24 protein-coding genes are annotated in these 26,489 nt (G+C 70.7%); 10 read left to right on the top strand and 14 right to left on the bottom strand.

Translation table 11 applies throughout. The features are described 5' to 3' along the window. Positions 1-620 precede the first annotated feature (620 nt). Positions 621-1,619 carry a tryptophan--tRNA ligase gene (trpS, locus tag GAS53_RS50020; RefSeq protein WP_151484488.1) on the top strand — a complete coding sequence of 333 codons (999 nt, stop codon included), beginning with the start codon at positions 621-623 and terminating at the stop codon, positions 1,617-1,619. A 232-nt stretch (positions 1,620-1,851) separates the two neighbouring features. On the opposite strand, the gene proC is transcribed toward trpS, so the two are convergent. From proC to GAS53_RS49990, 6 genes are all read right to left on the bottom strand, one after another. Continuing rightward, positions 1,852-2,661, bottom strand: coding sequence for a pyrroline-5-carboxylate reductase (proC, locus tag GAS53_RS50015; RefSeq protein WP_151484486.1), 810 nt, complete (start codon positions 2,659-2,661; stop codon positions 1,852-1,854). 161 nt (positions 2,662-2,822) lie between these two features. Next, a complete protein-coding gene (locus tag GAS53_RS50010) occupies positions 2,823-3,623 on the bottom strand; it encodes an ABC transporter permease (RefSeq protein ID WP_151484484.1) in 801 nt (266 codons plus the stop codon). After that, positions 3,620-4,438 carry an ABC transporter ATP-binding protein gene (locus GAS53_RS50005; protein ID WP_151484483.1) on the bottom strand — a complete coding sequence of 273 codons (819 nt, stop codon included), beginning with the start codon at positions 4,436-4,438 and terminating at the stop codon, positions 3,620-3,622. Before GAS53_RS50005 ends, GAS53_RS50010 begins: the two co-directional genes overlap by 4 nt. 410 nt (positions 4,439-4,848) lie before the next feature. Next, positions 4,849-5,334, bottom strand: a complete 486-nt coding sequence (locus GAS53_RS50000; RefSeq protein WP_151484481.1) for an EamA/RhaT family transporter — start codon at positions 5,332-5,334, stop codon at positions 4,849-4,851. A gap of 134 nt (positions 5,335-5,468) precedes the next feature. Next, entirely contained in the window at positions 5,469-5,750 is a 282-nt protein-coding gene (locus GAS53_RS49995; RefSeq protein WP_151484493.1) for an SH3 domain-containing protein, read from the bottom strand. A gap of 97 nt (positions 5,751-5,847) precedes the next feature. Continuing rightward, on the bottom strand, positions 5,848-6,156 hold the full coding sequence (locus tag GAS53_RS49990; protein WP_225859609.1) for an SH3 domain-containing protein: 309 nt from the start codon (positions 6,154-6,156) through the stop codon (positions 5,848-5,850). A 125-nt stretch (positions 6,157-6,281) separates the two neighbouring features. On the opposite strand from GAS53_RS49990, the gene GAS53_RS49985 reads away from it, so the two are divergent. Continuing rightward, entirely contained in the window at positions 6,282-8,501 is a 2,220-nt protein-coding gene (locus GAS53_RS49985; RefSeq protein ID WP_151484479.1) for a serine/threonine-protein kinase, read from the top strand. Between the two features lie 133 nt (positions 8,502-8,634). Here GAS53_RS49985 and ilvD read toward each other — a convergent pair whose 3' ends face one another. From ilvD to GAS53_RS49965, 4 genes are all read right to left on the bottom strand, one after another. Further along, positions 8,635-10,488, bottom strand: a complete 1,854-nt coding sequence (gene ilvD, locus GAS53_RS49980) for a dihydroxy-acid dehydratase (RefSeq protein WP_151484477.1) — start codon at positions 10,486-10,488, stop codon at positions 8,635-8,637. Between the two features lie 222 nt (positions 10,489-10,710). Beyond that, positions 10,711-11,325, bottom strand: a complete 615-nt coding sequence (locus GAS53_RS49975) for a TetR/AcrR family transcriptional regulator (RefSeq protein ID WP_151484476.1) — start codon at positions 11,323-11,325, stop codon at positions 10,711-10,713. Further along, positions 11,322-12,146, bottom strand: a complete 825-nt coding sequence (locus tag GAS53_RS49970) for a sugar phosphate isomerase/epimerase family protein (protein ID WP_151484475.1) — start codon at positions 12,144-12,146, stop codon at positions 11,322-11,324. Before GAS53_RS49970 ends, GAS53_RS49975 begins: the two co-directional genes overlap by 4 nt. Before the next feature lie 198 nt (positions 12,147-12,344). Next, positions 12,345-13,277 carry a Ppx/GppA phosphatase family protein gene (locus GAS53_RS49965; RefSeq protein ID WP_151484473.1) on the bottom strand — a complete coding sequence of 311 codons (933 nt, stop codon included), beginning with the start codon at positions 13,275-13,277 and terminating at the stop codon, positions 12,345-12,347. 71 nt (positions 13,278-13,348) lie between these two features. Between GAS53_RS49965 and GAS53_RS49960 the strand changes: the two genes are divergently transcribed. Further along, complete coding sequence (locus GAS53_RS49960; protein WP_151484472.1) at positions 13,349-14,230, top strand: hypothetical protein; 882 nt, start codon at positions 13,349-13,351, stop codon at positions 14,228-14,230. 92 nt (positions 14,231-14,322) lie between these two features. On the opposite strand, the gene GAS53_RS49955 is transcribed toward GAS53_RS49960, so the two are convergent. Next, positions 14,323-16,218, bottom strand: coding sequence for a BACON domain-containing protein (locus GAS53_RS49955; RefSeq protein ID WP_450165274.1), 1,896 nt, complete (start codon positions 16,216-16,218; stop codon positions 14,323-14,325). A gap of 219 nt (positions 16,219-16,437) precedes the next feature. Between GAS53_RS49955 and radA the strand changes: the two genes are divergently transcribed. Both radA and disA read left to right on the top strand, forming a co-directional pair. Continuing rightward, the gene (gene radA, locus GAS53_RS49950) at positions 16,438-17,847 is read left to right on the top strand and encodes a DNA repair protein RadA (RefSeq protein WP_151484469.1); all 1,410 of its coding nucleotides are present in this window, start codon (positions 16,438-16,440) and stop codon (positions 17,845-17,847) included. A 70-nt stretch (positions 17,848-17,917) separates the two neighbouring features. Further along, a complete protein-coding gene (disA, locus tag GAS53_RS49945; RefSeq protein ID WP_151484467.1) occupies positions 17,918-19,042 on the top strand; it encodes a DNA integrity scanning diadenylate cyclase DisA in 1,125 nt (374 codons plus the stop codon). 290 nt (positions 19,043-19,332) lie between these two features. On the opposite strand, the gene GAS53_RS49940 is transcribed toward disA, so the two are convergent. Continuing rightward, complete coding sequence (locus GAS53_RS49940; protein WP_151484466.1) at positions 19,333-20,157, bottom strand: hypothetical protein; 825 nt, start codon at positions 20,155-20,157, stop codon at positions 19,333-19,335. Between the two features lie 419 nt (positions 20,158-20,576). Between GAS53_RS49940 and GAS53_RS49935 the strand changes: the two genes are divergently transcribed. From GAS53_RS49935 to cseC, 5 genes are all read left to right on the top strand, one after another. Then, a complete protein-coding gene (locus GAS53_RS49935; protein ID WP_151484464.1) occupies positions 20,577-21,506 on the top strand; it encodes an HhH-GPD family protein in 930 nt (309 codons plus the stop codon). Positions 21,507-21,776: 270 nt separating this feature from the next. Beyond that, positions 21,777-22,334 (top strand): SigE family RNA polymerase sigma factor, encoded by a 558-nt coding sequence (locus tag GAS53_RS49930; RefSeq protein ID WP_151484463.1) that lies wholly within the window; start codon positions 21,777-21,779, stop codon positions 22,332-22,334. Further along, positions 22,322-22,969, top strand: a complete 648-nt coding sequence (locus GAS53_RS49925) for a hypothetical protein (RefSeq protein ID WP_151484462.1) — start codon at positions 22,322-22,324, stop codon at positions 22,967-22,969. Before GAS53_RS49930 ends, GAS53_RS49925 begins: the two co-directional genes overlap by 13 nt. A gap of 84 nt (positions 22,970-23,053) precedes the next feature. Continuing rightward, positions 23,054-23,770 carry a two-component system response regulator CseB gene (gene cseB / locus GAS53_RS49920; protein ID WP_151484460.1) on the top strand — a complete coding sequence of 239 codons (717 nt, stop codon included), beginning with the start codon at positions 23,054-23,056 and terminating at the stop codon, positions 23,768-23,770. Positions 23,771-23,787: 17 nt separating this feature from the next. Next, on the top strand, positions 23,788-25,179 hold the full coding sequence (gene cseC / locus GAS53_RS49915) for a two-component system sensor histidine kinase CseC (protein ID WP_151484458.1): 1,392 nt from the start codon (positions 23,788-23,790) through the stop codon (positions 25,177-25,179). A 144-nt stretch (positions 25,180-25,323) separates the two neighbouring features. On the opposite strand, the gene GAS53_RS49910 is transcribed toward cseC, so the two are convergent. Together GAS53_RS49910 and GAS53_RS49905 are read right to left on the bottom strand one after the other, a co-directional pair. After that, positions 25,324-25,770 carry a VOC family protein gene (locus GAS53_RS49910; protein ID WP_151484456.1) on the bottom strand — a complete coding sequence of 149 codons (447 nt, stop codon included), beginning with the start codon at positions 25,768-25,770 and terminating at the stop codon, positions 25,324-25,326. Between the two features lie 84 nt (positions 25,771-25,854). Further along, entirely contained in the window at positions 25,855-26,361 is a 507-nt protein-coding gene (locus tag GAS53_RS49905) for a helix-turn-helix transcriptional regulator (RefSeq protein ID WP_151484490.1), read from the bottom strand. Positions 26,362-26,489: the final 128 nt, after the last annotated feature.

Raw genomic sequence — 26,489 nt, 5'->3', positions numbered from 1 at the left:
GACTCTCTCGCGGCTTTCCTCCGGGCGCTTCCCTTCGGTCTTGCGTTTCCGACTCTATCAGACCGTTTCCCGATCCGATTTCCTCGGCACTTTCCAGGTTTCCGCTTTCGCGTTTCCCTTTCCGGCGGCTCCGACTCTATCAGATCCTTTCGGGCCTGATTCCCGGTCAGAGCGGGTTGTCTTCCCGGCTGTTGGGCCGTTCCGACGAGTGAGACTTTAGCGGAATCCCGGCCCCCGAGCTAATCGGGGTCGCGTCCTTTCGAACGCGGATTCCTCATTTCGCAAACGCGCATGAAAACGAGCCGACGACGGATCGTCGATCGTTGTGTGCTTGCTGCGGAATGGCTGTCCGGGGACCAACCGGAGTTGGCGCTCACGTCGGACAACTCGGAGCACACTACGTACCGGGCAGGGGCGTGTCAACTTGAAGCCAGGAGCCACCCGGGAGGCGTACCCTCGGACCCATGACTACGCACGCGTGCACCCAACTGTGGTGGGCCGCCTGAGGGCGGCCGTACATACGCGTGTACTCAACGGCCGCCGCATCGGCGGCCGTTCTCGTATCTCCCTCCTGGAGAGTCGGCCGGCGGTGGTGGCGGCCTCGACCAGGAGGTAGAGGAATGAAGCGGGTCTTCAGCGGGGTCAAGCCGACCGGGCATCTGACGTTGGGGAACTACCTGGGGGCGATGCGGCGCTGGAGCGGGGTCGATCAGCACGAGGCCGACGCGTTGTTCTGCATCGTCGATCTGCATGCGCTGACCGTGGACCACGATCCAGGGCGGGTGCGCAGGCTGAGTCGGCAGGCGGCCACGCTGCTGCTGGCCGCCGGGCTCGATCCGAAGCTGTGCACCGTCTTCGTACAGAGTCATGTGGATGAGCACGCGCGGCTGTCGTATCTGCTCGAGTGCGTTGCCACGGACGGCGAGATGCGGCGGATGATCCAGTACAAGGAGAAGGCGGCCGCCGAGCGGGCGCGGGGCGGGAGCGTGCGGCTGTCGCTGCTGACGTATCCCGTGCTGATGGCGGCGGACATCCTGGCGTACGGGACCGATGAGGTGCCGGTGGGTGACGACCAGACGCAGCATGTGGAACTGACGCGGGATCTGGCGGTGCGGTTCAACCAGCGGTACGGGCATACCTTCGTGGTGCCGCGTGCCACGCGCCCGGAAGTGGCGGCTCGGGTCATGAACCTTCAGGAGCCGACGTCGAAGATGGGGAAGTCCGACGACGCGGGGCCCGGGATCGTCTATCTGCTCGACGAGCCGGAGGTGATCCGGAAGAAGGTCATGCGGGCCGTGACCGACAGCGGGCGGGACGTGGCGTACGACCGTGACGGCCGGCCCGGGGTCTCGAATCTGCTGGAGATCCTCGCGGCTTGCGAAGGTGGGAACCCGGAAGGCCTGGCCGGTGTATATGAGTCGTACGGATCTTTGAAGAAGGACACCGCCGAGGCCGTGGTGGAGCTCCTCAGGCCCGTACAGCAGAGGCACAAGGAGTTGTGCGCGGATCCTGCGTACGTGGAGGGGGTGTTGCGGGAGGGTGCGGAAAAGGCCAGGGAGATGGCGAGGCCCAGGGTGGACACGGCGTACCGGGCGATCGGGTTGCTGCCGGCGGGCTGAATAGCGGTGAAGAGCGGTGGGGCCAGGGGTGCGGGCACGGCCCCACGCCTTCTAGGTGTTGAGCTGCGGCTGTTGTCGTCCTGCGTGTCCTCAAAGCGGTCTCGATGAAGTCCGGTGCGGTACGGCAGCGCCCTGAAGGGGCGCGGGGCTGTATCGATATGCGGCTCCGCCGCGCGGGCGCGACCAGCCACGATGCTCCCGCAGACGACGCACCGGAGATCCAGCGAAGCGCTCAGCTGTTGCCGGAGGCCAGTTCGCGGCTGCGGTCGCGGGCTGCCTCGAGGGCGGCGATGAGGGCGGCTCGTACGCCGTGGTTCTCGAGTTCACGGATGGCGTTGATCGTGGTGCCCGCGGGGGACGTGACGTTCTCGCGGAGCTTCACGGGGTGCTCGCCGCTGTCGCGGAGCATCACGGCGGCGCCGATCGCGGACTGGACGATGAGGTCGTGGGCCTTGTCGCGGGGCAGGCCGAGCAGGATGCCCGCGTCGGTCATGGCCTCGACCAGGTAGAAGAAGTACGCCGGTCCCGAGCCGGAGAGGGCGGTGCAGGCGTCCTGCTGGGACTCGGGGACGCGGAGGGTCTTGCCGACCGCGCCGAAGATCTCCTCGGCGTGGGCGAGGTGCTCGGCGGTGGCGTGGCTGCCGGCGGAGATGACGGACATGGCCTCGTCGACGAGGGCGGGGGTGTTCGTCATGACACGGACGACGGGAGTGTTCTGAGCGAAGCGCTCCTCGAAGAAGGAGGTGGGGATGCCCGCGGCGCCGCTGATGACCAGGCGGTCGGCGGGGACGTGCGGGGCGAGTTCATCCATGAGGGTGCCCATGTCCTGCGGCTTGACCGTGAGGATCAGGGTGTCGGCGGTCTTGGCCGCCTCGGGGTTGGTGACCGGGGTGACGCCGTAGCGCTCCTGGAGTTCCTTGGCGCGCTCGGGGCGGCGGGCCGTGACCAGGAGGTCTGCGGGGGCCCAGCCGGCTCGGATCATTCCGCTGAGCAGGGCCTCGCCGATCTTGCCGGTGCCGAGCACTGCGACTTTCTGGGTCATGTTCGGTTGCCCTCCGGGGGTGCGTCGTCCAAGGCCCATCCTCGCACCGGGGGTGCGGAGTGGGCTGCGGTGTCCGCTGGGCGGGACGCGGTTTGGCTGCCATAGGGCGGCGGTGCGGGGGCGGGCCGAGGGCTGCTCGGGGTTTGTGCGGTGCTGCGGTGTTACGCGGTGCGGCGGCGGAGGGTTGCCGCACCGAGGGTCAGGACGAGGAGGGCGCAGGCCGCGACGATCAGGGCGTCGCGGACGAAGTTGGCGGTGACGTCGGTGTGCTTGAGGACTTCGTTCATGCCGTCGACGGCGTACGACATGGGGAGGACGTTGGAGATGCCTTCGAGTACGGGGTGCATGTTGGGGCGCGGGGTGAAGAGGCCGCAGAGGAGGAGCTGGGGGAAGATCACGGCCGGCATGAACTGGACGGCCTGGAATTCCGAGGACGCGAAGGCCGAGACGAAGAGGCCGAGGGCCGTGCCCAGCAGGGCGTCGAGGAGGGCCACGAGAAGGAGGAGCCAAGCCGAGCCCGTGACGTCCAGACCCAGGAACCAGACGGCGAGACCGGTGGCGAGAGCCGACTGGACGATGGCGAGCGCGCCGAATGCGAGGGCGTAGCCGGCGATGAGGTCGGCCTTGCCGAGGGGCATGGCGAGGAGGCGTTCCAGAGTGCCGGAGGTGCGTTCGCGGAGGGTGGCGATGGAGGTCACCAGGAACATCGTGATCAAGGGGAAGATGCCGAGCAGTGAGGCGCCGATGGAGTCGAAGGTGCGCGGGCTGCCGTCGAAGACGTAGCGGAGCAGGAAGAGCATCACGCACGGGATGAAGATCATCAGCGCGATCGTGCGCGGGTCGTGGCGGAGCTGGCGCAGGACCCGGGTCGCGGTGGCGGTGGTGCGGGCGTAGTTGATCGCGCTCGGCTTCGGAAGCGTGGTCGTGCTCGTACGCGGGCTGGTGGTCGTGTTCGTGCTCATCGGACGGACTCCTTGCGGGGCTGGTTGCCGGCCGCGATCGCCTCGTCGACCAGGTGGAGGAAGGCGGCCTCGACGGTGTCGGCGCCGGTCTGGGTGCGCAGGGCGTCCGGCGTGTCGTCGGCGAGGATCTCGCCCTCGCGCATCAGGAGCAGGCGGTGGCAGCGCTCGGCCTCGTCCATGACGTGGGAGGAGACGAGGAGGGTGGCGCCCCGGTCGGCGGCGATGGTGTGGAAGAGGTTCCACAGATCGCGGCGGAGTACGGGGTCGAGGCCGACCGTGGGTTCGTCCAGGACCAGGAGCTCCGGGGTGCCGAGGAGTGCGACGGCGAGGGAGACGCGGCTGCGCTGGCCACCGGAGAGGTTGCCCGCGAGGGCGTCGGCGTGGGAGGTGAGGTCCACGTCGGCGATGGTGTGGGTGACGTTCTCGTGGCGTCGCTCGGCGGCGGTGCGGCCGGGGTCGAGGATCGCGGCGAAGTAGTCCAGGTTCTGGCGGACTGTCAGGTCGTCATAGACGGAGGGGGCTTGGGTGACGTAGCCGATGCGGGAGCGGAGTGTGGCGTGGCCCGCGGGCAGGCCGAGGACGTCCAGGGTGCCGGTGACCTTGGCCTGCGTGCCGACGATCGCCCTCATCAGGGTGGACTTGCCACATCCCGAGGGTCCGAGCAGGCCGGTGATCTGACCGCGGGGGACGTCGAAGTCCAGCCCGCGGAGGACTTGGCGGGGGCCGCGGACGACGGTGAGTTCGGCGGCGTGGACCGCTGGGGCCGTGGGGTGCTCCTGCGTGGTGGTGGGTGGACCGGAAGAGTAATTCATCATGTGATGAATAATGCTCCTGCGGGGTGGAGGCGTCAAGCCTGGGCGGCTCTTGAGGGGGTTCGGATGGGCGGATGGGGATGAGGATGGGACATGGGAACGGCGGGCGGGCAACCCTGCGGGCAGTGCCGGGCGAAGCCCGGGCAGGGCAGGGCGAGGCGTGGGCAGGGGTGCAGTTGGTGGATCACGCGGGCGGGGGCGCCGCGGGGTCAGGGGCGGAGGGCGACCAGAAAGCAGTGCGGGACCGGCTGGACGGGTGCGGGACCCGGCTCGAAGGAGGGGCCGGGTGGACGGCGCGGTACCGGGCCTCGAAGGTGCAGGTCCGGGCTGAATGGCGCGGGACCCGGCTCGAAGGTGGGGACCGGACTTGAAAGTGCGGGACCAGGCTTAGAAGTGTCCGGCCGGGCCCTTGGTCAGTGGGGGCGGCGTTTGCGTGATGGGTTTTTTGTGCGGCGTGAGGTGCGGCGGTCGTGCTGGATGCGGGCCGCCTCGTACTCCTGGCGGTGGAGTTTCTCGCCGGGGGCCTCGGTGAGGGAGCGGGCGAAGTAGGCCAGGAGGGCGCCGATGAAGCCGATGGTCAGGAGGCCGCGGAGGGACGCCTGGGTGTCGGGGTCCGGGCGCTTGGTGAAACCCTCCCAGGTGCGGCGGAAGGCGATCGCGCTGCAGGTCGCGAACATCACGACGACGAGGAGGGTGACGAAGCCGCCGACGGCCGCGATCTCCAGTCCCTCGTACGCGAACCGCAGGACCAGGCAGCTCAGCACGGCCGCCGCGAGCGAGCCGGCGGCCACGCCCGCGCGACGGGCCGCGTAGCCGCCGTCATGGTTCACCCAGGTCGTTCCGAAGAAGCGGATCGGTTCGGGGCAGGGGCCTGCGGGGGTGCCGGGTTCGTCGCTCACGGCTCGATTATCGCCCCGGCCCGTGGGCGGGGTGCCTGCGGGCCGGGGCGACTCTCGTGCTGGGCGTCTCCCTGATTGCGGACCCAGGGAGACAGATCAGGCTCAGCCTCGAGGTTCAGGCTGAGCCGGGGCGCTCAGGCGCAGCGCGGTGCCACATACCCGTCGCTGCCCGTGTTCACGTACGCGTCCGAAACGTACTGGCCGTTGGCGATGTTGTCCCAGAGGTTCGTCGTGCCGTAGGGCCCGCTGACCGTCTCTCCCGGGCGCTGGCAGTGGATCGTGACCCTGGAGCCCACGGGCAGGGTGCGGACTATGGAGTACCCGGTGCCCGGGCCGCTGCGGACGTTCACGGTGTAGCCGGGTGCGATCGGGTACGTGGCCGCCGCGCTCGCGGTCGTGGGCGAACCCATGACCATGAGGAAGGCCCCAGCCGCCGCACCGGCGATCAGCGTTCCTCTGCCCTTACCGAACCTCATCTATATGTCCCCTCTTGGATCTCGTGCCCCGCATGGTTCAGGCGCAGCGCGGTGCCACGTACCCGTCGCTGCCCGTGTTCACGAAGGCGTCGGACACGTACTCGCCGACCTTGATGTTGTCCCAGATGTTCGTCGTCCCGTAGGGGCCACTGATCGACTCGCCCGGGCGCTGGCAGAAGATCGGGACCCTGGAGCCTGGGGGCAGCGTGCGGACCAGGCGGTAGTGGGTGCCGGGGCCGCTGCGGACGTTCACGGAGTAGCCGGGTGCGATCGGGTAGAGCCTCTGCGCCGCGGTCGCGGTCGTCTCCGCTCTCTCGTCCGCGCCTTCCATCTCTTCAACAGCCATATGGGCCTCCCCCGTTGACTTTCATGTCTTTGTGCACGCGGAGGCTAGCAAGCCGCATCGGTCCCGTACGAACAATCGACTAGGCTCCGTGCGTCGCGCGTGCGTACGACACCACGGGGGTGACCATGCCGCCACGACGCAGCGCCGGATCCGGTGCCGAAGCGGAACTTCCCGAGTACGCGGGGCAGTACCGCCTTGAGTCACGCCTCGGCTCGGGCGGCATGGGTGTCGTGCACCTGGCGCGCTCGACCTCGGGGCTGCGGCTCGCGGTGAAGGTCATCCATGCCGAGTTCGCCAGGGATCCCGAGTTCAGGGGACGTTTCCGGCAGGAGGTGGCGGCCGCTCGGCGGGTCAGCGGTGCCTTCACCGCACCGGTCGTGGACGCCGACCCCGAGGCGGAACGGCCTTGGATGGCCACGCTGTTCATACCAGGACTGACGCTCGCGGAGCATGTGAAGCGGAACGGTTCGCTGTCGTCCGCACAGCTGCGTCAGGTGATGGCCGGCCTGGCCGAGGCGTTACGGGACATCCATCGTGCCGGTGTCGTGCACCGCGATCTCAAACCGAGCAATGTCCTGCTCGCCGAGGACGGCCCCAAGGTCATCGACTTCGGCATCTCCCGGCCATCTGACAGCGAACTCCGCACGGAGACCGGCAAGTTGATCGGCACCCCGCCCTTCATGGCCCCCGAGCAGTTCCGCCGTCCGCGTGAGGTGGGCCCGGCCGCCGACGTCTTCGCGCTCGGGTCGGTGCTGGTGCACGCGGCGACGGGGCGTGGCCCCTTCGACTCCGACAGCCCGTACGTCGTCGCCTATCAAGTCGTGCATGACGAACCGGACTTGACGGGTGTGCCCGATGATCTGGCACCCCTGATCGCCCGCTGCCTCGCCAAGGAGCCGGACGAACGGCCGACGCCCGACGAGCTCATGGCTGAACTACGGCTCGTCTCCTCCCTCTACGACACGCAGGCGTTCATCCCCGCGCAGCGCACACAGGAGCCGGAAGCAGAGTCCCGCGAGAGTGCGACTCACGTACGCCGCGGGCGGCGAGCGGCATCAGGTTCCGGCGACGGCGACGGCGACGGCGACGGCGGCAACGGCAAGAACGGCGAGCATGAAAGAGGCGCGACGGCAGAGCGTCCCTCGCGCTTCCGTCGCCGTGTCCTCCTCGCCGTCGCCGTCGGGGTCGCCGCCGTGCTCGCGGTCGGCGGTGTGCTCGTCTTCGGCCTGCCGACCGGCGACGACGGCTCCACCAGCCGCTCGGACTCCGCATCCGGCTCCGAGCGTCGCGCCGACGCCGACGCGTTCCGCCCGTGGGTCACGAAGGTGGACACGGATCCGGACGGCATGCCTCAGTGCATGTACGGGAGCGGAGCCCTGCGTTGTGCCGGTCCCGGTGTGCTCGCGGCCTCCGTCGACCCGCGTGACGGCAAGGTGCTGTGGACGCGGAAGGCGAAGGTCACGGAGGACGTCCCCACGGCGGCGCCTGTCATATCGGGTGGACTGCTGCACACCGTCACTCCTGACGGCAAGCAGCTTCTCGCGCTCGATCCCCGTACGGGCAAGACCCGCTGGACGCTGGACATCGCGGCGTACACAGGCGGTGTGCAGCACACGAGCGACACCGTTCTGCTGACCTCGCCCGACGGCACGATCACCGGTGTCGACGGTGCGACCGGCGAGCGGCTGTGGCGCGATCGCGTGACCGGCCGGAGCCTGCCCTCCCTCGCGTACTTCGGCGGTGACCTCGTGTACGCGACGACGCCGACGTCGGACGACGCGAGCACGCAGGTGATCGCGGTGGATCCGCGGACCGGGGATGTGCGGTGGCGCCACCGGCTCAACGGGGTACTCACCCCTGTCGGGACCTGGAAGGGCACCCTCTGGTTCACCGCGCAGAACGCCTACGCGGAGACGGAGAGCATCGTCGGCTACACGCCCGGCAGCGGTGGGGAGCGGCGGATCCCCCTCGACCTTCCCCTCCTGTCCGCCACGGCCTCCCTGCACGACGAGTCGGTCTATTTACTGGCCGCAGGAGGGGCGCTGGTGGCGGTGGACGTCGAAGCCGGAAAGCAGCGGTGGCGGTTCGAGACCTCGGTCAGCAGGGGGTCGCAGCCGACCGCCGACGAGCGGAACGTGTACGTCACGACCCCCGACGGCCGCCTGCTCGCGACCGACGCCCGTACCGGCACGCTCGTGGGCCAGACGCCTCCCCGGCTCACCGGCGGGACCGGGGGTGTCGTGGCCGAGCTGCCCGCACCCGTGGTTGTGGGTGACCGGATCTACGCAAGCGCACCCGACGGCAGCGTCTTCGCGGTGGACGCCCGTAAGCCCGCCGACTGGTAGCGCTCGGCGCCGGGCCGACTCGTTGCGCCTGGCGCCACATGGCGACGCCCGACCCTCAGAGGCAGGCCCGGAAACGGCGAACCCGCCCGGTGGTGAGGACCGGGCGGGCCCACGTCACTGTGGTGGTGCGCGGTCAGCCGAGTTTTGAGACGTCTCGGACCGCGCCCTTGTCCGCGCTGGTCGCCATCGCCGCGTAGGCGCGGAGGGCGGCCGAGACCTTGCGGTCGCGGGCGGCCGGGGCGTACACGCCGTTCAGGGCCTCGCGGCGGGTCGCCAGCTCCTCGTCGGAGACGAGGAGCTCGATGGCGCGGTTCGGGATGTCGATGCGGATGCGGTCGCCGTCCTGGACCAGGGCGATCGTGCCGCCGGAGGCCGCCTCCGGGGAGGCGTGGCCGATGGACAGGCCGGACGTGCCACCGGAGAAGCGGCCGTCGGTGATCAGGGCGCAGGTCTTGCCGAGGCCGCGGCCCTTCAGGAACGACGTCGGGTAGAGCATCTCCTGCATGCCGGGGCCGCCCTTGGGGCCCTCGTAGCGGATGACGACGACGTCGCCGTGCGTGATCTGCTTCTTGAGGATCTTGTCGACCGCCTCCTCCTGGGACTCGCAGACGACCGCCGGGCCCTCGAAGGTCCAGATCGACTCGTCCACGCCGGCCGTCTTCACGACGCAGCCGTCGACGGCGAGGTTGCCCTTGAGGACCGCCAGGCCGCCGTCCTTGGAGTACGCGTGCTCCGCCGAGCGGATGCAGCCGTTCTCGGCGTCCTCGTCGAGGGCCTCCCAGCGCTCGGACTGGGAGAAGGCCTCGGCGGAGCGGACGCAGCCGGGGGCCGCGTGCCACAGCTCGATCGCCTCGGGGGACGGGGAGCCCGCCCGGACGTCCCACGTCTTCAGCCAGTCCGACAGGGACGGGCTGTGCACCGAGTGCACGTCCTCGTTCAGGAGGCCCGCGCGGTGCAGTTCGCCGAGGAGGGCCGGGATGCCGCCGGCCCGGTGCACGTCCTCCATGTAGTACGTGCGGTCCTTCGCGACGTTCGGGGCGACCTTGGCCAGGCAGGGCACACGGCGCGAGACCGCGTTGATCTCGTCCAGGCCGAAGGGGACCTCCGCCTCCTGGGCGGCGGCCAGCAGGTGCAGGATCGTGTTGGTCGAGCCGCCCATGGCGATGTCGAGGGCCATGGCGTTCTCGAAGGCCGCGAGGGTGGCGACGTTACGGGGCAGGACCGACTCGTCGTCCTGCTCGTAGTAGCGGCGGGTGATGTCCATGACCGTGCGCCCCGCGTCCTCGTACAGCGCCTTGCGGGCGGTGTGCGTGGCGAGGACCGAGCCGTTGCCGGGGAGCGAGAGGCCGATGGCCTCCGTCAGGCAGTTCATCGAGTTGGCCGTGAACATGCCGGAGCAGCTGCCGCAGGTCGGACAGGCGTTCTCCTCGATACGGAGGATGTCCTCGTCCGAGATCTTGTCGTTCACGGCGTCGGAGATCGCGTCGACCAGGTCGAGCGTACGGACCGTGCCGTCGACCAGGGTGGCGCGGCCGGACTCCATGGGGCCGCCGGAGACGAAGACCGTCGGGATGTTCAGGCGCAGGGCCGCCATCAGCATGCCCGGGGTGATCTTGTCGCAGTTCGAGATGCAGATCAGGGCGTCGGCGCAGTGGGCCTCCACCATGTACTCCACGCTGTCCGCGATCAGGTCGCGGGACGGCAGGGAGTACAGCATTCCGCCGTGGCCCATCGCGATGCCGTCGTCGACGGCGATGGTGTTGAACTCGCGCGGGATGCCGCCGGCGGCCGTGATGGCCTCGCTCACGATCCGGCCGACCGGCTGGAGGTGGGTGTGGCCCGGCACGAACTCGGTGAAGCTGTTGGCGACCGCGATGATCGGCTTGCGGCCGATGTCCGCGCCCGGTACACCGGAGGCGCGCATAAGGGCGCGTGCGCCCGCCATGTTGCGGCCGTGGGTGACTGTGCGGGACCTCAGCTCGGGCATCGTCGCTCGCTCCTTCGGAGAGTTTTTGACTCTGTCGAGCGTACGCCGGTGGGCCAGGATCCGGACAGCTGGTCCGGGATGCGGGATGGCTGTCTCGGTTGTCGACTGCGGGTCGTGAGTGGCTGATCGCTCCCCCACTCTCGGCTTCGCTCGAGCGGGGGGACCCCCATCGCGGCGGAGCCGCAAATGTCACAGCCCCGCGCCCCTTTGGGGCGCCTGACCTCAGGGGTTTGTCAGGTGCCCCTGCACCACCGGTGCGACCCGCGCGATGATCTCCTCCGGGTCCGCGGACGCCAGCGGCTCCACCTTGATCACGTAGCGCAGCAGCGCGACCCCGACGAGCTGGGCGGCCGCGAGCTCGGCGCGCAGCTCCGCGTCCGGGAGGTCGAGCTGCTTGGCGACGCGGCGCAGCACCTGGCTGGAGATGAGGCGGCGGAAGACGGCCGCCGCGGCCTCGTTGTTCATGGCGGAGCGAACGATCGCGAGCAGTGGCGTACGCGTCGCCGGGTTCTCCCAGACCCCGAAGAAGAAGCGGGCCAGCCGCTCGCCGACGCCGTCGAGGGGGCCTTCCGCGATCGATCCGGGGGCGTTCAGGACGGGGCCGAAGGCAACCTCGATGGACGCCTCGAAGACCTGCTCCTTGGTACCGAAGTAGTGGTGCACCAGCGCCGAGTCCACGCCCGCGGCCTTGGCGATGCCACGCACCGACGTCTTCTCGTAGCCCCGCTCGGAGAACTCCTCGCGGGCCGCCGCCAGGATCCGGTCCCGGGCGGCGGGGGCGTCCGCGGAGTCCGTACGGGAGGGGCGTCCCCGGCGGCGCGGGGCGGCGCTGGTCATGAGCCCGGGACCCGGACGGCCGAGGCCAGGTGGAGCCGGGTGAAGGCGAGGGCCTCCGCCAGGTCGGCCTCGCGCTCGGCGCTGGACATGGCCCGGCGGGTGTTGACCTCGATGACGACGTGACCGTCGAAGCCGGACAGGGCGAGCCGTTCGAGCAGCTCGGCGCAGGGTTGCGTGCCGCGGCCGGGGACGAGGTGCTCGTCCTTGTTGGAGCCGTTGCCGTCGGCGAGGTGGACGTGGCCCAGGCGGTCGCCCATGCGGTCGATCATCTGGATCGCGTCCGTGCGGGCCGTCGAGGTGTGGCTCAGGTCGATCGTGAAGTGCCGGTAGTCGTCCTTCGTGACGTCCCAGTCGGGGGCGTACGCCAGCATCTCGCGGTCGCGGTAGCGCCAGGGGTACATGTTTTCGACGGCGAACCGTACGTCCGTCTCGTTCGCCATCCGCCAGATCCCGGTGACGAAATCGCGCGCGTACTGGCGCTGCCAGCGGAACGGGGGGTGTACGACGACCGTGCTCGCCCCGAGCTTCTCGGCTGCCGCCTGGGAGCGCTGGAGCTTGGTCCACGGGTCGGTGGACCAGACGCGCTGGGTGATCAGCAGGCAGGGGGCGTGGACAGCGAGGATCGGGATCTGGTGGTAGTCGCTGAGGCGGCGCAGGGCCTCGATGTCCTGGCTGACCGGGTCGGTCCACACCATGACCTCGATGCCGTCGTACCCGAGGCGCGCGGCGATCTCGAAGGCCGTCGCCGTCGACTCCGGGTACACGGAGGCCGTGGACAACGCGACCTTCGCATCCGGGATGCGCACGACTGGTTCTGCCACGAGGACAGGTTACGGGGTGCCTCCGGCGGTTGGGCGCGGGGTTGGCCGGAGTGGTTGCCGGCGTGACTATTCGCCGTTGGGGAGGGTCGCCGTGGGCGGGTGCGGGTTGTGTGTGGCTTGTCGCGCCCACGCGGCGGAGCCGCATGTCGACACAGCCCCGCGCCCCTTTCGGGGCCCTCGCGGGCCCCTCGGCGAGCCTTACGTCGACGCCATCTGGTCCAGGCGGCGGAGGATCACGCCCTCTCTCAGGGCCCAGGGGCAGATTTCGAGGGTTTCCACTCCGAAGAGGTCCATGGCTCCCTCGGCGACGATGGCGCCTGCCAGGAGCTGGCCGGCGCGGCCCTCGGAGACGCCGGGGAGCTCGGCGCGTTCGGCGGCGGTCATGGAGCCGAGGCGGGGGACCCAGTCCTCCAGGGAGCGGCGCTTGAGTTCGCGCTGGACGTACAGGCCGTCGGCCGAGCGTGCGGCGCCCGCGATCCGGGCGAGCTGCCTGAAGGTCTTGGAGGTGGCGACCACGTGGTCGGGGGTGCCGAAGCGGCTGAACTCCCCGACCGTACGGGCGATCTGGGCCCGGACATGGCGGCGCAGGGCCCTGATGTCCGCCGGGTCCGCGGGGTCGTTCGGCAGCCAGCCCGCGGTCAGCCGGCCCGCGCCCAGCGGCAGCGACGCCGCCGCGTCGGGCTCCTCGTCGATGCCGTACGCGATCTCCAGGGAGCCGCCGCCGATGTCGAGGACGAGCAGCTTCCCCGCCGACCAGCCGAACCAGCGGCGGGCGGCGAGGAAGGTCAGCCGGGCCTCCTCGGCGCCGGTGAGGACCTGGAGCTCGACGCCGGTCTCGGCGCGCACCCGGGCCAGTACGTCGTCGGCGTTGCTCGCCTCGCGCACCGCGGAGGTCGCGAACGGCAGCAGGTCCTCGACGCCCTTGTCCTCGGCGGCGTCCAGCGCCTCCTGGACGACGGCGATCAGTTTGTCGACCCCTTCGGAATCGATCGCGCCACTGCCGTCGAGGAGTTGGGCGAGCCGCAGCTCCGCCTTGTGTGAATGCGCGGGCAACGGGCGCGCGCCAGGGTGTGCATCCACCACCAGCAGATGCACCGTGTTCGAACCCACGTCGAGGACACCGAGTCTCATGTACGGAACGCTACTGCGAGCGGGCCGCCTGGCCGTCCCCGGATGGGATCCCGGCCGCTTACCCTGGACTCGTGCCAAAGACGAAAAAGGCGAAGAACGACAAATCCACCAAGGGTTCTGCCGCGACGGGTTCCGCAAAGGGTTCTTCGCAGGCGAAGGCTGCCAAGTCCAAGAAGTCCCCGAAACCCCCGGAGCAGGGCGACGAGAAGGGGCTCGACTTTGCGCGCGCGTGGGTGGAGTTCCCGGATCCGGCCGACGACGAGCAGGTCTTCCGCTGCGATCTGACATGGCTGACCTCTCGCTGGAACTGCATCTTCGGAAGCGGCTGCCAGGGCATCCAGGCGGGCCGCGCGGACGACGGGTGCTGCACGCTGGGCGCCCACTTCTCGGACGATGACGACGAGAAGCGCGTCGCCGAGCATGTGGCGAGGCTCACGCCGGAGGTCTGGCAGCACCATGACGTGGGGACGGAGACCGGCTGGGTCTCGGAGGACGAGGACGGCGACCGCCAGACCCGTCCGTACCAGGGCTCGTGCATCTTCCAGAACCGCCCCGGCTTCGCGGGCGGCGCGGGCTGCTCGCTGCACATCCTGGCCGTCAAGGAGGGCCGCGAGCCCTTGGAGACCAAGCCGGACGTCTGCTGGCAGCTGCCGGTCCGGCGGACGTACGAGTGGATCGACCGGCCCGACGACACCCGCGTACTGCAGGTCTCGATCGGCGAGTACGACCGCCGCGGCTGGGGCCCGGGCGGGCACGACCTGCACTGGTGGTGCACGTCGGCGACCTCGGCGCACGGCGCGGGCGACCCGGTGTACGTCTCGTACCGCCCGGAGCTCATCGAGCTGATGGGCAAGGCGGGATACGACCGCCTGACCGAACTCTGCGAGGCGCGCCTCGCTTCGCAGCTGCCGCTGGTGGCCCCACATCCGGCGGACCCGGTCGAAGCCCCGTAAGGGGCGCGGGGCTGTATCGATATGCGGCTCCGCCGCGTGGGCGCGACCAGCCCCCACGATCCGCAGACGAAAACCCGGCCCGCGCGGAGCGCTCAGCTCCCCGACGGACTCGGGGCGCCACTGTCACTGGGAGACGGAGTCGGGGTCGAACCTCCGGAGGAACCCGGTGGCGGTTCCGGCTCAGGGTCGGACGGAGCCGAGTCACTGGGCGTCGGCTCCGGACCGGGGTCCGAAGGCGTCGGATCGCTCGGCGTCGGCGTGGGCTCCGGGTCGGGCCCTGGCCCCGGATCGGTCGGACCGGGACCGGGACCGGACGGCGACGGCGGATCCGGCCGCGGCCCGGGATGCGTCGGGCTCGGCCCGGCCGTCCCGTACCCGTCGATCGTGACCACCGCCCCCGCGGGTGCGACCGACACGCTCGCGCTCCAGGGCCCGTTCGGCTCACGCAGATGATCGACGTACACCTTGATCGTCATCGACTCCCCCGGCTCCAGCACCCCCGACGACTGGCTCAGGTAGAGCCAGGAGGCCCCGGTGTGCGCGGACCAGTGGACCGCCGAACTCCCCGACGCCCTGAGGGTGACCAGCGTCGTGTCACCGCTGGAATCGGCCCCTACGGAGAGGCCGCTTTTCTGCCGGCCCGAGGCCACGCTGACGACTTCCACGGAGACGTCGGGCGAGCCGCTGCCCGGGGTGAAGCGGGGGTCCGGCCTGGTGCTGGCGTTGCCGGCGTTCTCGTAGCCGGGCGCCTCGCCGCCGAGCGCGCCGGGATCCTGCGCCTCGTTCGCCGTGACCGGGCGGCCGTCCACGCCCTCGCCGGTGAGGGGCGCGCCGCGATAGGCCGCCCACAGGGCGAGCACGGGGGCCGCCACGACGGTGGCGACGACCGTGGTCGTGACGGCACGCGCGCGCAGGCGGTCGCGGCGGGCCGCGTGGTCCTTGGGGTCCATCGGGAAACCGCGCCGGTCGAAGCGCGGACCACCGCCCCGCGCGCGTGGGACGTGTGTCATCGCCTTGTGGAGGGCCGCGCGCGGTGCTTCGAGTACGGGCAGCGCGGCGGGCGTGACGCTGGTGCCGGGCCAGGAGCCGGGCACCGCGCGCTCGGCGGTGCGGCGGCAGCGTGGGCAGTCGTCGACGTGCCGGACCAGTTCGCGGCGCAGGGCCGTGCTGAGCACCAGGTGGTTGTCGCCGGTGAGCCGGGTGACTCCCGGGCAGGTACCGGTCTCGACGACGGCGAGGGCCGCGCGCGTGCGCTCGACCTCGCAGGCGGCCGTCGCGAGGAGTTCGCGGGCCGCGGCCAGGTCCATGCCGATGACGGCTGCGACCTCGTGGGCGGCGAGCTGGTGCCGTACGGCGAGTTCGAGCGCCTCCCGCTGCTCGGGCGTCGTACCGGCGGCCTCCGGCCAGGCCAGCAGGGCGAGTTCGCGACGGCGACGGTCCTCTTCGGCGGCGGCGAGGGCGTCGGCGGCCCGGTCGCCGGTGCGGTCCGCGGTCGGGTCGCCGGTGCGGTCGGTGGTCGCGGCGGCGGTGCGATGGGCGGCGGCTTGGGTTCCCGGGGACTGGGCTTCTGCCCGCGGGCGCTGGGAGCGGCTGTCCGTGTGCCCGTCCTGAGTCCGGCCAGAGGCATGCGCGCCCCCGGAGCGGCCGGACGCATGCGTGCCATGACGTTTCTGCTTGGCCTCGGCGAGCTTGCGCAGGCAGGACCAGCGGGCGAGGGCGTACAACCAGGCCCTGCGGTCGTCGGGGGCCTCCGAGCCGCGCCGGCCGCGGCGCTCGGCGAGCGCGAGGACGTCACCGAGGGCGGCGGTCGCCGCGTCATGGTCGCAGAGCACGGACAGGCAGTAGGTGAACAGGCCGTCCAGGTACGGCTCGTAGCGCGGGGGTGGGCACTGCGCCAGTGTGCGCGCGGCCGCCCGGTCGCGCGCCTCACGGTGCGCCCTGTGTGCGCCGGTGGTGCGGGTCGAGGTCTCCGGACTGCTGCTCATCACCCGTGCGACCGTAGGGGCCAGGTGGTGGCCCCTTCTTCCTGCTTGCGCTCATTTAATCCATACGGGTGAAACGATCCCTCATAAGGGGACAGGAACCCTGGATTCCGTGGCGTGTCCCTGCCGGACCACGACCGGTTTGTGAGGGGTGCCCTGTTATCGGTGCCGGGCGCCGACCGGCCCGGCGCCGCGCTGTCAGTCGTGGCGGTTACGGTTCGTGTCATGGCTGCCCGTACGAAGACCGCGAAGGACCGGCCGTCCTACCGCTGCACCGAGTGCGGCTGGCAGACGGCCAAGTGGCTCGGCCGCTGCCCCGAGTGCCAGGCGTGGGGGACGATCGACGAGTACGGCACGCCCGCGGTGCGTACGACAGCCCCCGGCCGGGTCACCACGTCCGCGCTGCCCATCGGCCAGGTCGACGGCCGGCAGGCGACCGCCCGCTCGACCGGCGTGACCGAGCTGGACCGCGTGCTCGGCGGCGGCCTGGTGCCGGGTGCGGTCGTGCTCGTGGCGGGCGAGCCGGGCGTCGGCAAGTCCACCCTGCTGCTGGACGTGGCGGCGAAGGCGGCGAGCGACGAGCACCGCACCCTCTACATCACGGGTGAGGAGTCGGCCAGCCAGGTCCGCCTGCGCGCCGACCGCATCAAGGCGATCGACGACCATCTGTATCTGGCGGCTGAGACCGATCTGGCCGCGGTCCTGGGCCACTTGGACGCCGTGAAGCCGTCCCTCCTCGTCCTCGACTCCGTACAGACGGTGGCGTCTCCGGAGATCGACGGCGCCCCCGGAGGCATGTCCCAGGTCCGCGAGGTGGCCGGCGCCCTGATCCGCGCCTCCAAGGAGCGCGGCATGTCCACACTCCTTGTGGGCCATGTCACCAAGGACGGCGCCATCGCGGGCCCCCGCCTCCTCGAGCACCTCGTGGACGTCGTCCTGAGCTTCGAGGGTGACCGGCACGCGCGCCTGCGTCTCGTACGCGGCGTCAAGAACCGTTACGGGACGACGGACGAGGTCGGCTGCTTCGAGCTGCACGACGAGGGCATCACGGGCCTGGCCGACCCGAGCGGCCTGTTCCTCACCCGCCGCGCCGAGCCCGTTCCCGGCACCTGTCTGACCGTCACTCTCGAAGGCCGCCGCCCCCTGGTGGCCGAGGTCCAGGCGCTCACCGTGGACACCCAGATCCCCACCCCGAGGCGTACGACATCGGGGCTGGAGACCTCCCGCGTCCAGATGATGCTGGCCGTTCTCGAGCAGCGTGGCCGGATCAGTGCCCTCGGAAAGCGGGACATCTACACCGCGACGGTGGGCGGCGTGAAGCTCTCGGAGCCCGCCGCGGACCTCGCGATCGCGCTCGCGCTGGCCAGCGCCGCGAGCGACACCCCGCTCCCCAAGAACCTCGTCGCGATCGGCGAAGTGGGCCTCGCGGGCGAGGTCAGACGGGTCACGGGCGTCCAGCGCAGGCTCGCCGAAGCCCACCGCCTGGGCTTCACGCACGCCCTCGTTCCGGGCGATCCGGGCAAGATCCCTCCCGGTATGAAGGTCCTGGAAGTGGCCGACATGGGGGACGCACTGCGGGTCCTCCCGAGGTCGCGTAGGCGAGAGGCCCCACGGGACGAGGAAGAGCGCCGGTAGACTTTGCCCAGGTCTCGCCCGTCCGTACGAACCGAGGGCACCCCCAGACACCTGCGACCGGAGGAGTGCAGTGGCAGCCAACGACCGGGCAGCAGCTCCCGGAAAGTCCGGTGGGAGCTCCGGTGCCGATGGGCTGATGCGCGCCTCACTGAGCGCCGTGGCACCCGGCACGGGTCTCCGTGACGGCCTTGAGCGAATCCTCCGCGGCAACACCGGCGGGCTCATCGTGCTCGGCTGGGACAAGACCGTGGAGTCGATGTGCACGGGCGGCTTCGTCCTGGACGTCGAGTTCACGGCGACCCGGCTGCGTGAGCTGTGCAAGCTCGACGGCGGCATCATCGTCGACAAGGACATCACCAAGATCCTGCGGGCCGGCGTGCAGCTGGTCCCCGACCCGACGATCCCGACCGAGGAGACGGGCACGCGTCACCGCACGGCGGACCGGGTGAGCAAGCAGGTCGGCTTCCCCGTCGTCTCCGTCTCCCAGTCCATGCGCCTGATCGCGCTGTACGTGGACGGGCAGCGGCGGGTGCTCGAGGACTCGGCCGCGATCCTCTCCCGCGCCAACCAGGCGCTGGCCACGCTGGAGCGGTACAAGCTCCGCCTCGACGAGGTCGCGGGCACGCTGTCCGCGTTGGAGATCGAGGACCTGGTCACCGTGCGGGACGTCTCGGCGGTGGCGCAGCGTCTGGAGATGGTGCGCCTGATCGCCACGGAGATCGCCGGGTACGTGGTGGAGTTGGGCACCGACGGGCGCCTGCTCTCCCTCCAGCTGGAGGAGTTGATCGCCGGGGTCGAGCCCGAGCGTGAGCTCGTCGTGCGGGACTACGTGCCCGAGCCGACCGCCAAGCGCTCCCGCACGGTCGACGCGGCGCTCTCCGAGCTCGAAGGGCTCACCCACGCGGAGCTGCTCGAACTGTCCACGGTGGCACGGGCGTTGGGCTACACGGGTTCGCCCGAGGCGCTCGACTCGGCGGTGTCGCCCCGCGGGTACCGGCTGCTGGCCAAGGTGCCGCGGTTGCCGGGGGCCATTATCGATCGGCTCGTTGAGCACTTCGGTGGGTTGCAGAAGTTGCTCGCTGCCAGCGTGGATGATCTGCAGACCGTGGATGGGGTTGGCGAGGCTCGGGCTCGTAGTGTGCGGGAGGGGCTTTCGCGGTTGGCGGAGTCTTCGATTCTCGAGCGCTACGTGTAGCCTCCGGCGGTTTGGCGGGGGCGTTGCGGTGCGTTGCGTTGTGTTTTGAGTGCGGGTGGGTGGGGGCTGATCGCGCAGTTCCCCGCGCCCCTGATTCGTGGGCTCGCGTTGTGTGCTCAGTGCGGGATTGTGGGGGCTGAGCGCGCCGTTCCCCGCGCCCCTTGACTGGGGTCGCCTTGTGTCCTGAGTGCGGGATTGTGGGGGCTGAGTGCGCCCACGCGGCGGAGCCGCATGGTGTCACAGCCCCGCGCCCCTTACGGGGCGCCTCCGTGGGCCGTGTTTGTGGGCGGCTAGTCCTTTTTCAGGACGAACGACCCCTGGGTCTTTGTCAGTCCCGGGGCCTTGGCCTCTACCAGGTAGGTGCCCGGGGTTGCTGAGATCGCCGGAGGCGTGGCGCACTGGGGGGCGCTGGCCTTGCGGTTCCAGTCGATGGTTCGGGTTACCCGGTCGTTCGCCGGGATGCGGAAGAAGATGCTGGCGGCGCTCGTCGGGCAGTCGGCCGAGGACCAGATCTCGTCGTCGCTGACTGCCTGAGTGATCGTCAGGACGGCGTTCTTCGGGCCGAGATCGAGTTTGCAGTCGCTGGCGGAGGAGTTCCTGGCAGTCAGTTCGAAGGTGGGCTTCTCGTCGGGCGCGTACTCGTTACGGACGCTGCGCAGCGTCAACTTCACGGCTTCAGCGGTGCAGTCGGGCACGCTGGACCCGGCCGGGAGCGTGTCCCCGGAGCCACCGCCGCCCTTGCCGTCGTCCAGTCCGCCGCCGGAACCGGACCCCGCGGAACCGGAGCCCCCGGAGGTGGACCCGCCCGAGCCGCCGGAGCCCGCCGAGCCACCCGACTCCCCGGAACCGCCGTCACTTCCGCCGTTCGACTCGTCGCGCCCGCCCGGAGCTTCGCTGATCGCGGGCTCGGAGCCGGAGGGGCCGGGCGTGATCGAGGCGGTGGGGTTCTTGCCGTTGGCCCCGTCGGCGTTGTTCTTGTTGCCGTTCCCGTCGCCAGCGGTGACCACCCAGGCGATCAGCAGCGCCAACACGGCGAGCATGGACAGCAGAACGGCCCTCCGTCGCCAGTAGATGGAGGAGGGAAGCGGCCCGACCGGATTGCGCAGAGATCCCACGGCGCAAACTGTACGAGAGATCCGGGAGTTCACTGGCCCCACCCGCCGCGCTAAACCTCAACTTTTCCGGATCATCATTCCGGACGACACGACGTCGACTCCTGTCCTGGGTCAGCTCGGACATCCGGCGATCGCAGCACGTGACGGGGGGAGGGCCTCCCGTACACAGTCTGTGACCGCGTTCACGATCCCAGCGCTGCACGCCCCGTACGGGGCGCGGGGCCGTGACACTATGCGGCTCCGCCGCGTGGGCGCGCTCAGCCCCCACAATCCCGCACTGAGCACACAACGCGAGCCCACGTATAAGGGGCGCGGGGAACTGCGCGACCAGCCCTCACCACCCCGCACCGAGATACACACCGCAACACAACGCCACCCCCCGCCAAACCGCCGGAGGCCGTGGCAGGATCGGCAGTGCCATGACTGCGCCCACGAAGCCCCCATCCCGTGTCCAGGCCGACCCGCTCGGCGCCCCCGCCGACGATCTGCACGCCCCCGTCATCGACTGGTTCGAGGAGAACGCGCGCGACCTGCCGTGGCGGCGGGCCGACGCGGGACCGTGGGGGGTGATGGTCAGCGAGTTCATGCTGCAGCAGACGCCGGTGAGCCGGGTGCTGCCGGTGTACGAGCAGTGGCTCGCCCGCTGGCCGCGGCCTGCCGACCTCGCCGCGGACGCGCCGGGCGAGGCCGTCCGGGCCTGGGGCCGGCTCGGCTACCCCCGGCGTGCGCTGCGGCTGCACGGCGCGGCGGTCGCCATAACGGAGCGGCACGGCGGCGACGTACCCACGGAGCACGCGCAGTTGCTCGCGCTGCCCGGCATCGGCGAGTACACGGCGGCCGCGGTGGCCTCCTTCGCGTACGGGCAACGGCACGCCGTCCTCGACACGAACGTGCGCCGCGTGTTCGCACGGGCCGTCACCGGTGTCCAGTACCCGCCGAACGCCACGACCGCCGCCGAACGCAAGCTCGCCCGCGCCCTGTTGCCCGACGACGAGCACACGGCCTCGCGCTGGGCGGCCGCGTCCATGGAACTGGGCGCGCTGATCTGCACGGCGAAGAACGAGAGTTGCGTACGGTGCCCGATCGCGGCCCAGTGCGCCTGGCGGCTGGCCGGGAAGCCCGCGCACGAGGGCCCGCCGCGGCGCGGGCAGACGTACGCGGGCACGGACCGGCAGGTACGCGGGCGGCTGCTCGCCGTACTGCGCGAGGCGGTCTCGCCGGTCCCGCAGTCGGCCCTCGACCGGGTCTGGGACGAGCCGGTGCAGCGCGCCCGCGCCCTGGACGGCCTGGTCGCCGACGGGCTGGTCGAGCCCCTCGCGGGCGGCCTCTACCGGCTCCCGCTGAGCTGACCCACAGGTTCCACCGGGCTCAGTAACAGTCCCCCGCAACAACTCCCGGCGGGCAAACCACCCCATACCCGCCCGAGCCACCATCTCGCTTTACCCAGCCCCTACTTCCGTTACACAACCGACGGACAGCCGAGCGCTCGCCGCAGGCTCGCTCGGACAGCCCCGTGACAACAGCTCCGTAGCTTCAGTGCCGTACCGCGGAACAGCGGTGCGGCAGGCAACGGACAACCGGCAGCACACAGGTCGGATACGGGGACGGAGGCGGTTGGAATGGCGCATGGCGAGGTGCTCGAATTCGAAGAGTACGTACGCACCCGGCAGGACGCGCTGCTGCGGAGCGCACGCCGCCTGGTCCCCGACCCGATCGACGCCCAGGACCTCCTGCAGACCGCGCTGGTACGGACGTACGGCCGCTGGGACGGCATCGCGGACAAGCGTCTCGCCGACGCCTATCTGCGCCGCGTCATGATCAACACGCGTACGGAGTGGTGGCGGGCCCGCAAGCTGGAGGAGGTTCCCACCGAGCAGCTCCCGGACGCGAGCGTGGACGACTCCACCGAGCAGCACGCGGACCGCGCGCTGCTGATGGACATCATGAAGGTGCTGGCTCCGAAGCAGCGCAGCGTCGTCGTACTGCGACACTGGGAGCAGATGTCCACGGAGGAGACGGCCGCCGCCCTCGGCATGTCGGCCGGCACGGTCAAGAGCACACTGCACCGGGCGCTCGCCCGGCTCCGCGAGGAGCTTGAGCGCCGAGCCTCCGACGAACTCGACGAGCTCGGCGCGGGTGTGCCGAAGCGTGAGGAGCGGGAGCGTTGCGCGGCCTAGGCACAGGGGACCCGCGGGCCCAAGGGACCCTCAAGGCGGTGATCACGGCGGTGGCCGTGCTCGCCGCCCTCGGCCTTTTGGTGTCCGCCTGCGGCACGGGCGGCACCGGTGCCCGGGACGAGGGCCCCGCCTCCGACTCGGTGGCCGCGGGCGCCGCCACCCCCTCCACCTCCCCCTCCGCGACCCCGGACCGCGTGGACGCGATCAGGCTCGTCAAGGCCGACCCGGAGGTCAGCGCGGCGGTCAAGCGCGACCTGAAGCCCTGCGTCGGCGACGAGTACCCGGTCGACGTGTCGTACGGCAACCTGACCGGCGGATCCGCGGACGATGTCGTGATCAACGTGATGACCTGTGGCGACGCGGTCGGCGTCGGCTCGTACGTGTATCGCGAGGACGGCGACGCGTACAAGAATGTCTTCCGGTCCGAGGAGCCTCCGGTCTACGCGGAGATCGACCGGGGCGACCTGGTCATCACCCAGCAGGTGTACGCGAAGGGCGACTCGGTGGCGTATCCGTCCGCCGAGGAAGTGATCACGTACCGCTGGATGGTGAACCGCTTCACGGAGCGGGCCCGTAAACACACCGACTACAGCAAGGTGGTGGGCGGCGAGTCGCCGGCCCCGGCCGAGAACTGAGTCCTCTCTCCGTATGCGACCTGGCATTCGACTGGACGAGAAACTTCGACTGACCGAGAACGACCGAGAAACTGAGAGCACCGGATGGCAGAGCAGACCCATGTCCTGTTCGTCGAGGACGACGACGTCATCCGCGAGGCCACCCAGCTCGCGCTGGAGCGCGACGGCTTCGTGGTCACCGCCATGCCCGACGGTCTGTCGGGGCTCGAAGCGTTCCGCGCGAACCGGCCCGACATCGCGCTGCTCGACGTGATGGTGCCGGGGCTCGACGGTGTGTCGCTGTGCCGTCGGATCCGGGACGAGTCGACCGTGCCCGTGATCATGCTGTCGGCCCGCGCCGACTCGATCGACGTCGTGCTGGGCCTGGAAGCGGGCGCGGACGACTACGTGACGAAGCCCTTCGACGGGGCCGTCCTGGTCGCGCGCATCCGTGCCGTGCTGCGGCGCTTCGGGCATGCGAGCGGGCACCGGTCCGCCGAGTCCGAGGGCGGCTCATCCGTCTCCGGCGGTGGCGTGCTGTCCTTCGGCGACGGCGAACTGGAGATCGACACGGAGGGCATGGAGGTGCGCAGGGGCGGTACGCCGGTGGCGCTGACGCCCACCGAGATGCGGCTGCTCCTGGAGTTCTCGTCCGCGCCGGGTACGGTCCTGTCGCGCGACAAGCTCCTGGAGCGGGTGTGGGACTACGGCTGGGGCGGCGACACCCGGGTCGTCGACGTCCATGTGCAGCGGTTGCGCACGAAGGTCGGCCAGGACCGGATCGAGACGGTCCGCGGCTTCGGCTACAAGTTGAAGGCCTGAGCGGAGCGGACGGGACGATGCGGGGGAGCAGTCAGAACCCGGGCGGGCACGGGCACGAGCAGCCCGGTGCGCACGGTGGGCGCGGTGGGCGTGAGCGACTTGGGCGCCTGATGCCGCGTACGGGACTCCGGTGGAAGCTCAGCGCCGCGATCGCGGCGGTCGGGGCGCTGGTCGCCGTCGCGCTCAGCCTGGTCGTGCACAACGCCGCCCGGGTGTCGATGCTCGACAACGCGCGTGACCTGGCGGACGAGCGCGTCCAGATCGCGCAGCGGAACTACGAGGCGTCCGGGCGGCCGAACTTCCCCGGTGTCCAGATCGACGACCCGGCCCTGCCGAAGGACCTGCTGGCGAAGGTCACCGCCAAGCGCCGGGCGACCTATGTGACGGAGCGTCATGACGGGGTGCCCGACATCTGGGCCGCCGTGCCGCTCAAGGACGGTCACATCCTGTCGCTGCACACCAGCTTCACCGACCGCAGCGCGACCGTGCTGACGGACCTCGACGAGGCGCTGCTCATCGGCTCGATCGCGGTGGTCTTCGGCGGCTGCGCGCTCGGCGTGCTCATCGGCGGCCAGCTCTCGCGACGACTGCGGAAAGCGGCCACGGCGGCCCGGCGCGTCGCGCAGGGCGAGACGGACGTGCGGGTACGGGACTCCATCGGCGGTGTCGTCCGCGACGAGACGGACGACCTCGCGCGGGCCGTGGACGCGATGGCGGACGCGCTGCAGCAGCGCCTCGAGGCCGAGCGGCGGGTGACCGCCGACATCGCGCACGAGCTGCGTACGCCGGTGACCGGACTGCTCACCGCGGCCGAACTGCTGCCGCCGGGGCGGCCGACGGAGCTCGTACGGGACCGGGCGCAGGCCATGCGCCAACTGGTCGAGGACGTGCTGGAGGTGGCCCGTCTCGACAGCGCGTCCGAGCGGGCCGAGTTGCAGGACATCATGCTGGGCGAGTTCGTGACCCGGCGGGTGGCCGCGCGGGACGCGGAGATCGTCGTGCGGGTCGTGCACGAGTCGGAGGTCACCACCGACCCGCGCCGACTGGAACGGGCCCTCATCAACCTCCTCATCAACGCCGCCAAGCACGGCAAGCCGCCCATCGAGGTCACGGTCGAGGGCCGGGTCATCCGGGTCCGCGACCACGGGCCCGGTTTCCCCGAGGAGTTGCTCGCCGAGGGGCCGAGCCGCTTCCGCACCGGGAGCACGGACCGTGCGGGTCACGGGCACGGCCTTGGCCTGACCATCGCGGCGGGGCAGGCGCGGGTGCTGGGCGCACGGCTCACCTTCCGGAACGTACGGCCCCCGGGGGCGCCGGACGGTGTGTCGGCGGAGGGAGCGGTGGCCGTGCTGTGGCTGCCGGAGCATGCGCCGACGAATACAGGGAGCTATCCGATGCTGCCGGTGTAGGGCGCGGGTGGTTTCGCCTTCCTGGGGCCGGTGGCCCAGCAGGCTTGGAAGACAGTGACCCAGCGGGCTTTGGGGCGGTGACCCAGCAGGCTTGGGGCAATGATCCCAATGACCCCAATGACCCAGCAAGCCTGGGGCGGTGACCTAGCAGGCCCAGTCCTTGTCGAAGTCGAGCTCGCCCTCGCGGGGCTGGGTGAACGAGAACCAGTTCCCGGAGTCGTCCCGGAACACCGCCTCCGTCCCGTACGGCCGCTCCTGGGGCTCTTGCAGGAACTCCACCCCGCGGTCCTTGAGCTTCTTGTAGTCCCCCCGGATGTCGTCGGTGGTCAGCGAGCCCGCGCCGAGAATGCCCTTGGCGACGAGCTTCTTCACCATCTCCGCGGACTCGGGGTCCATGGCCGGCGGGCCCGGCACCATCAAGGTCAGCACGACGTCGGGCTGGCTCGGGGCGCCGACGGTGAGCCAGCGCATGCCGCCCTCGCCCATCGTCATGTCCGTACGCACCTCGAGGCCGAGCTTCTCCGTGTAGAACTCCTTGGCCCGGTCCTGGTCCAGAACCCAGACGGTCGAGATGGCGAGTCCTTTGATCATGGCGTGCTCCCGGTGTGCGAGTGGTCCCAGTCGTGTCAGGGCGGCGGACTTCCGCCCGCCCTGCCACGGTAGGCAGCGCGCGGCTCAGTCCGCTTCTCCGGAATTGCGGGCTTGGGAACTGCGAGCTAGAGAACTGCGGGCTCCGCCGGTGTCCTGCGCGCCTTGCGCGCCTTGCGCGCCCTGCGCACCGGGAGCGGGCCCTGGCCGGAAGCCGCCGGCCCAGAGCATCGCGTAGCACCCCGGTATGAGTGCGGCTCCTCGCCCGAGGTGCTTGGCCCGGTACTCGCTGGGGTTCAGCCCGGTCCATGCCTTGAATCGCGCCGAGAACGTGCCGAGGCTGGTGTAGCCGACCAGGTGGCAGATCTCCGTCACCGAAAGGTCGGCGGTCCTGAGCAGGTCCTCGGCCCGGTCGATCCTGCGGTGTGTCAGATACTGCCCGGGCGTCTCCCCGTACGCCTCCTTGAAGGCCCGTATGAAGTGAAACCGCGAATACCCGGCATGCGCCGCCACCGCATCCAGATCGAGCTCCGGCTCGGCCCAGTCGCGGTCCATGACGTCTTTGGCGAGACGCAGGCGGCGCAGCTTGTCCATGAACCCGATGGTGGCACGCGGCACTGACATGGCCGTTTTCTCGCCCCCGCCGCCCCTACCCGTCCCATCCCCTGGGGCTCCGCCCCAGACCCCGTCGGGGGCGCTGCCCCCGAACCCCCGCTCCTCAA

The sequence above is a fragment of the Streptomyces albicerus genome, from assembly GCF_008905045.1.
Classification (GTDB): Bacteria; Actinomycetota; Actinomycetes; order Streptomycetales; family Streptomycetaceae; genus Streptomyces; species Streptomyces albicerus.
This window is presented reverse-complemented; position numbering and strand designations above follow the sequence as displayed.

Coding starts and splice junctions, on each gene's coding strand:
- trpS (WP_151484488.1), top strand. CDS start 621: ATGAAGCGGGTCTTCAGCGGGGTCAAGCCGACCGGGCATCTGACGTTG.
- proC (WP_151484486.1), bottom strand. CDS start 2,661: ATGACCCAGAAAGTCGCAGTGCTCGGCACCGGCAAGATCGGCGAGGCC.
- GAS53_RS50010 (WP_151484484.1), bottom strand. CDS start 3,623: ATGAGCACGAACACGACCACCAGCCCGCGTACGAGCACGACCACGCTT.
- GAS53_RS50005 (WP_151484483.1), bottom strand. CDS start 4,438: ATGATGAATTACTCTTCCGGTCCACCCACCACCACGCAGGAGCACCCC.
- GAS53_RS49995 (WP_151484493.1), bottom strand. CDS start 5,750: ATGGTCATGGGTTCGCCCACGACCGCGAGCGCGGCGGCCACGTACCCG.
- GAS53_RS49990 (WP_225859609.1), bottom strand. CDS start 6,156: ATGGCTGTTGAAGAGATGGAAGGCGCGGACGAGAGAGCGGAGACGACC.
- GAS53_RS49985 (WP_151484479.1), top strand. CDS start 6,282: ATGCCGCCACGACGCAGCGCCGGATCCGGTGCCGAAGCGGAACTTCCC.
- ilvD (WP_151484477.1), bottom strand. CDS start 10,488: ATGCCCGAGCTGAGGTCCCGCACAGTCACCCACGGCCGCAACATGGCG.
- GAS53_RS49975 (WP_151484476.1), bottom strand. CDS start 11,325: ATGACCAGCGCCGCCCCGCGCCGCCGGGGACGCCCCTCCCGTACGGAC.
- GAS53_RS49965 (WP_151484473.1), bottom strand. CDS start 13,277: ATGAGACTCGGTGTCCTCGACGTGGGTTCGAACACGGTGCATCTGCTG.
- radA (WP_151484469.1), top strand. CDS start 16,438: ATGGCTGCCCGTACGAAGACCGCGAAGGACCGGCCGTCCTACCGCTGC.
- GAS53_RS49935 (WP_151484464.1), top strand. CDS start 20,577: ATGACTGCGCCCACGAAGCCCCCATCCCGTGTCCAGGCCGACCCGCTC.
- GAS53_RS49930 (WP_151484463.1), top strand. CDS start 21,777: ATGGCGCATGGCGAGGTGCTCGAATTCGAAGAGTACGTACGCACCCGG.
- cseB (WP_151484460.1), top strand. CDS start 23,054: ATGGCAGAGCAGACCCATGTCCTGTTCGTCGAGGACGACGACGTCATC.
- cseC (WP_151484458.1), top strand. CDS start 23,788: ATGCGGGGGAGCAGTCAGAACCCGGGCGGGCACGGGCACGAGCAGCCC.
- GAS53_RS49910 (WP_151484456.1), bottom strand. CDS start 25,770: ATGATCAAAGGACTCGCCATCTCGACCGTCTGGGTTCTGGACCAGGAC.
- GAS53_RS49905 (WP_151484490.1), bottom strand. CDS start 26,361: ATGGACAAGCTGCGCCGCCTGCGTCTCGCCAAAGACGTCATGGACCGC.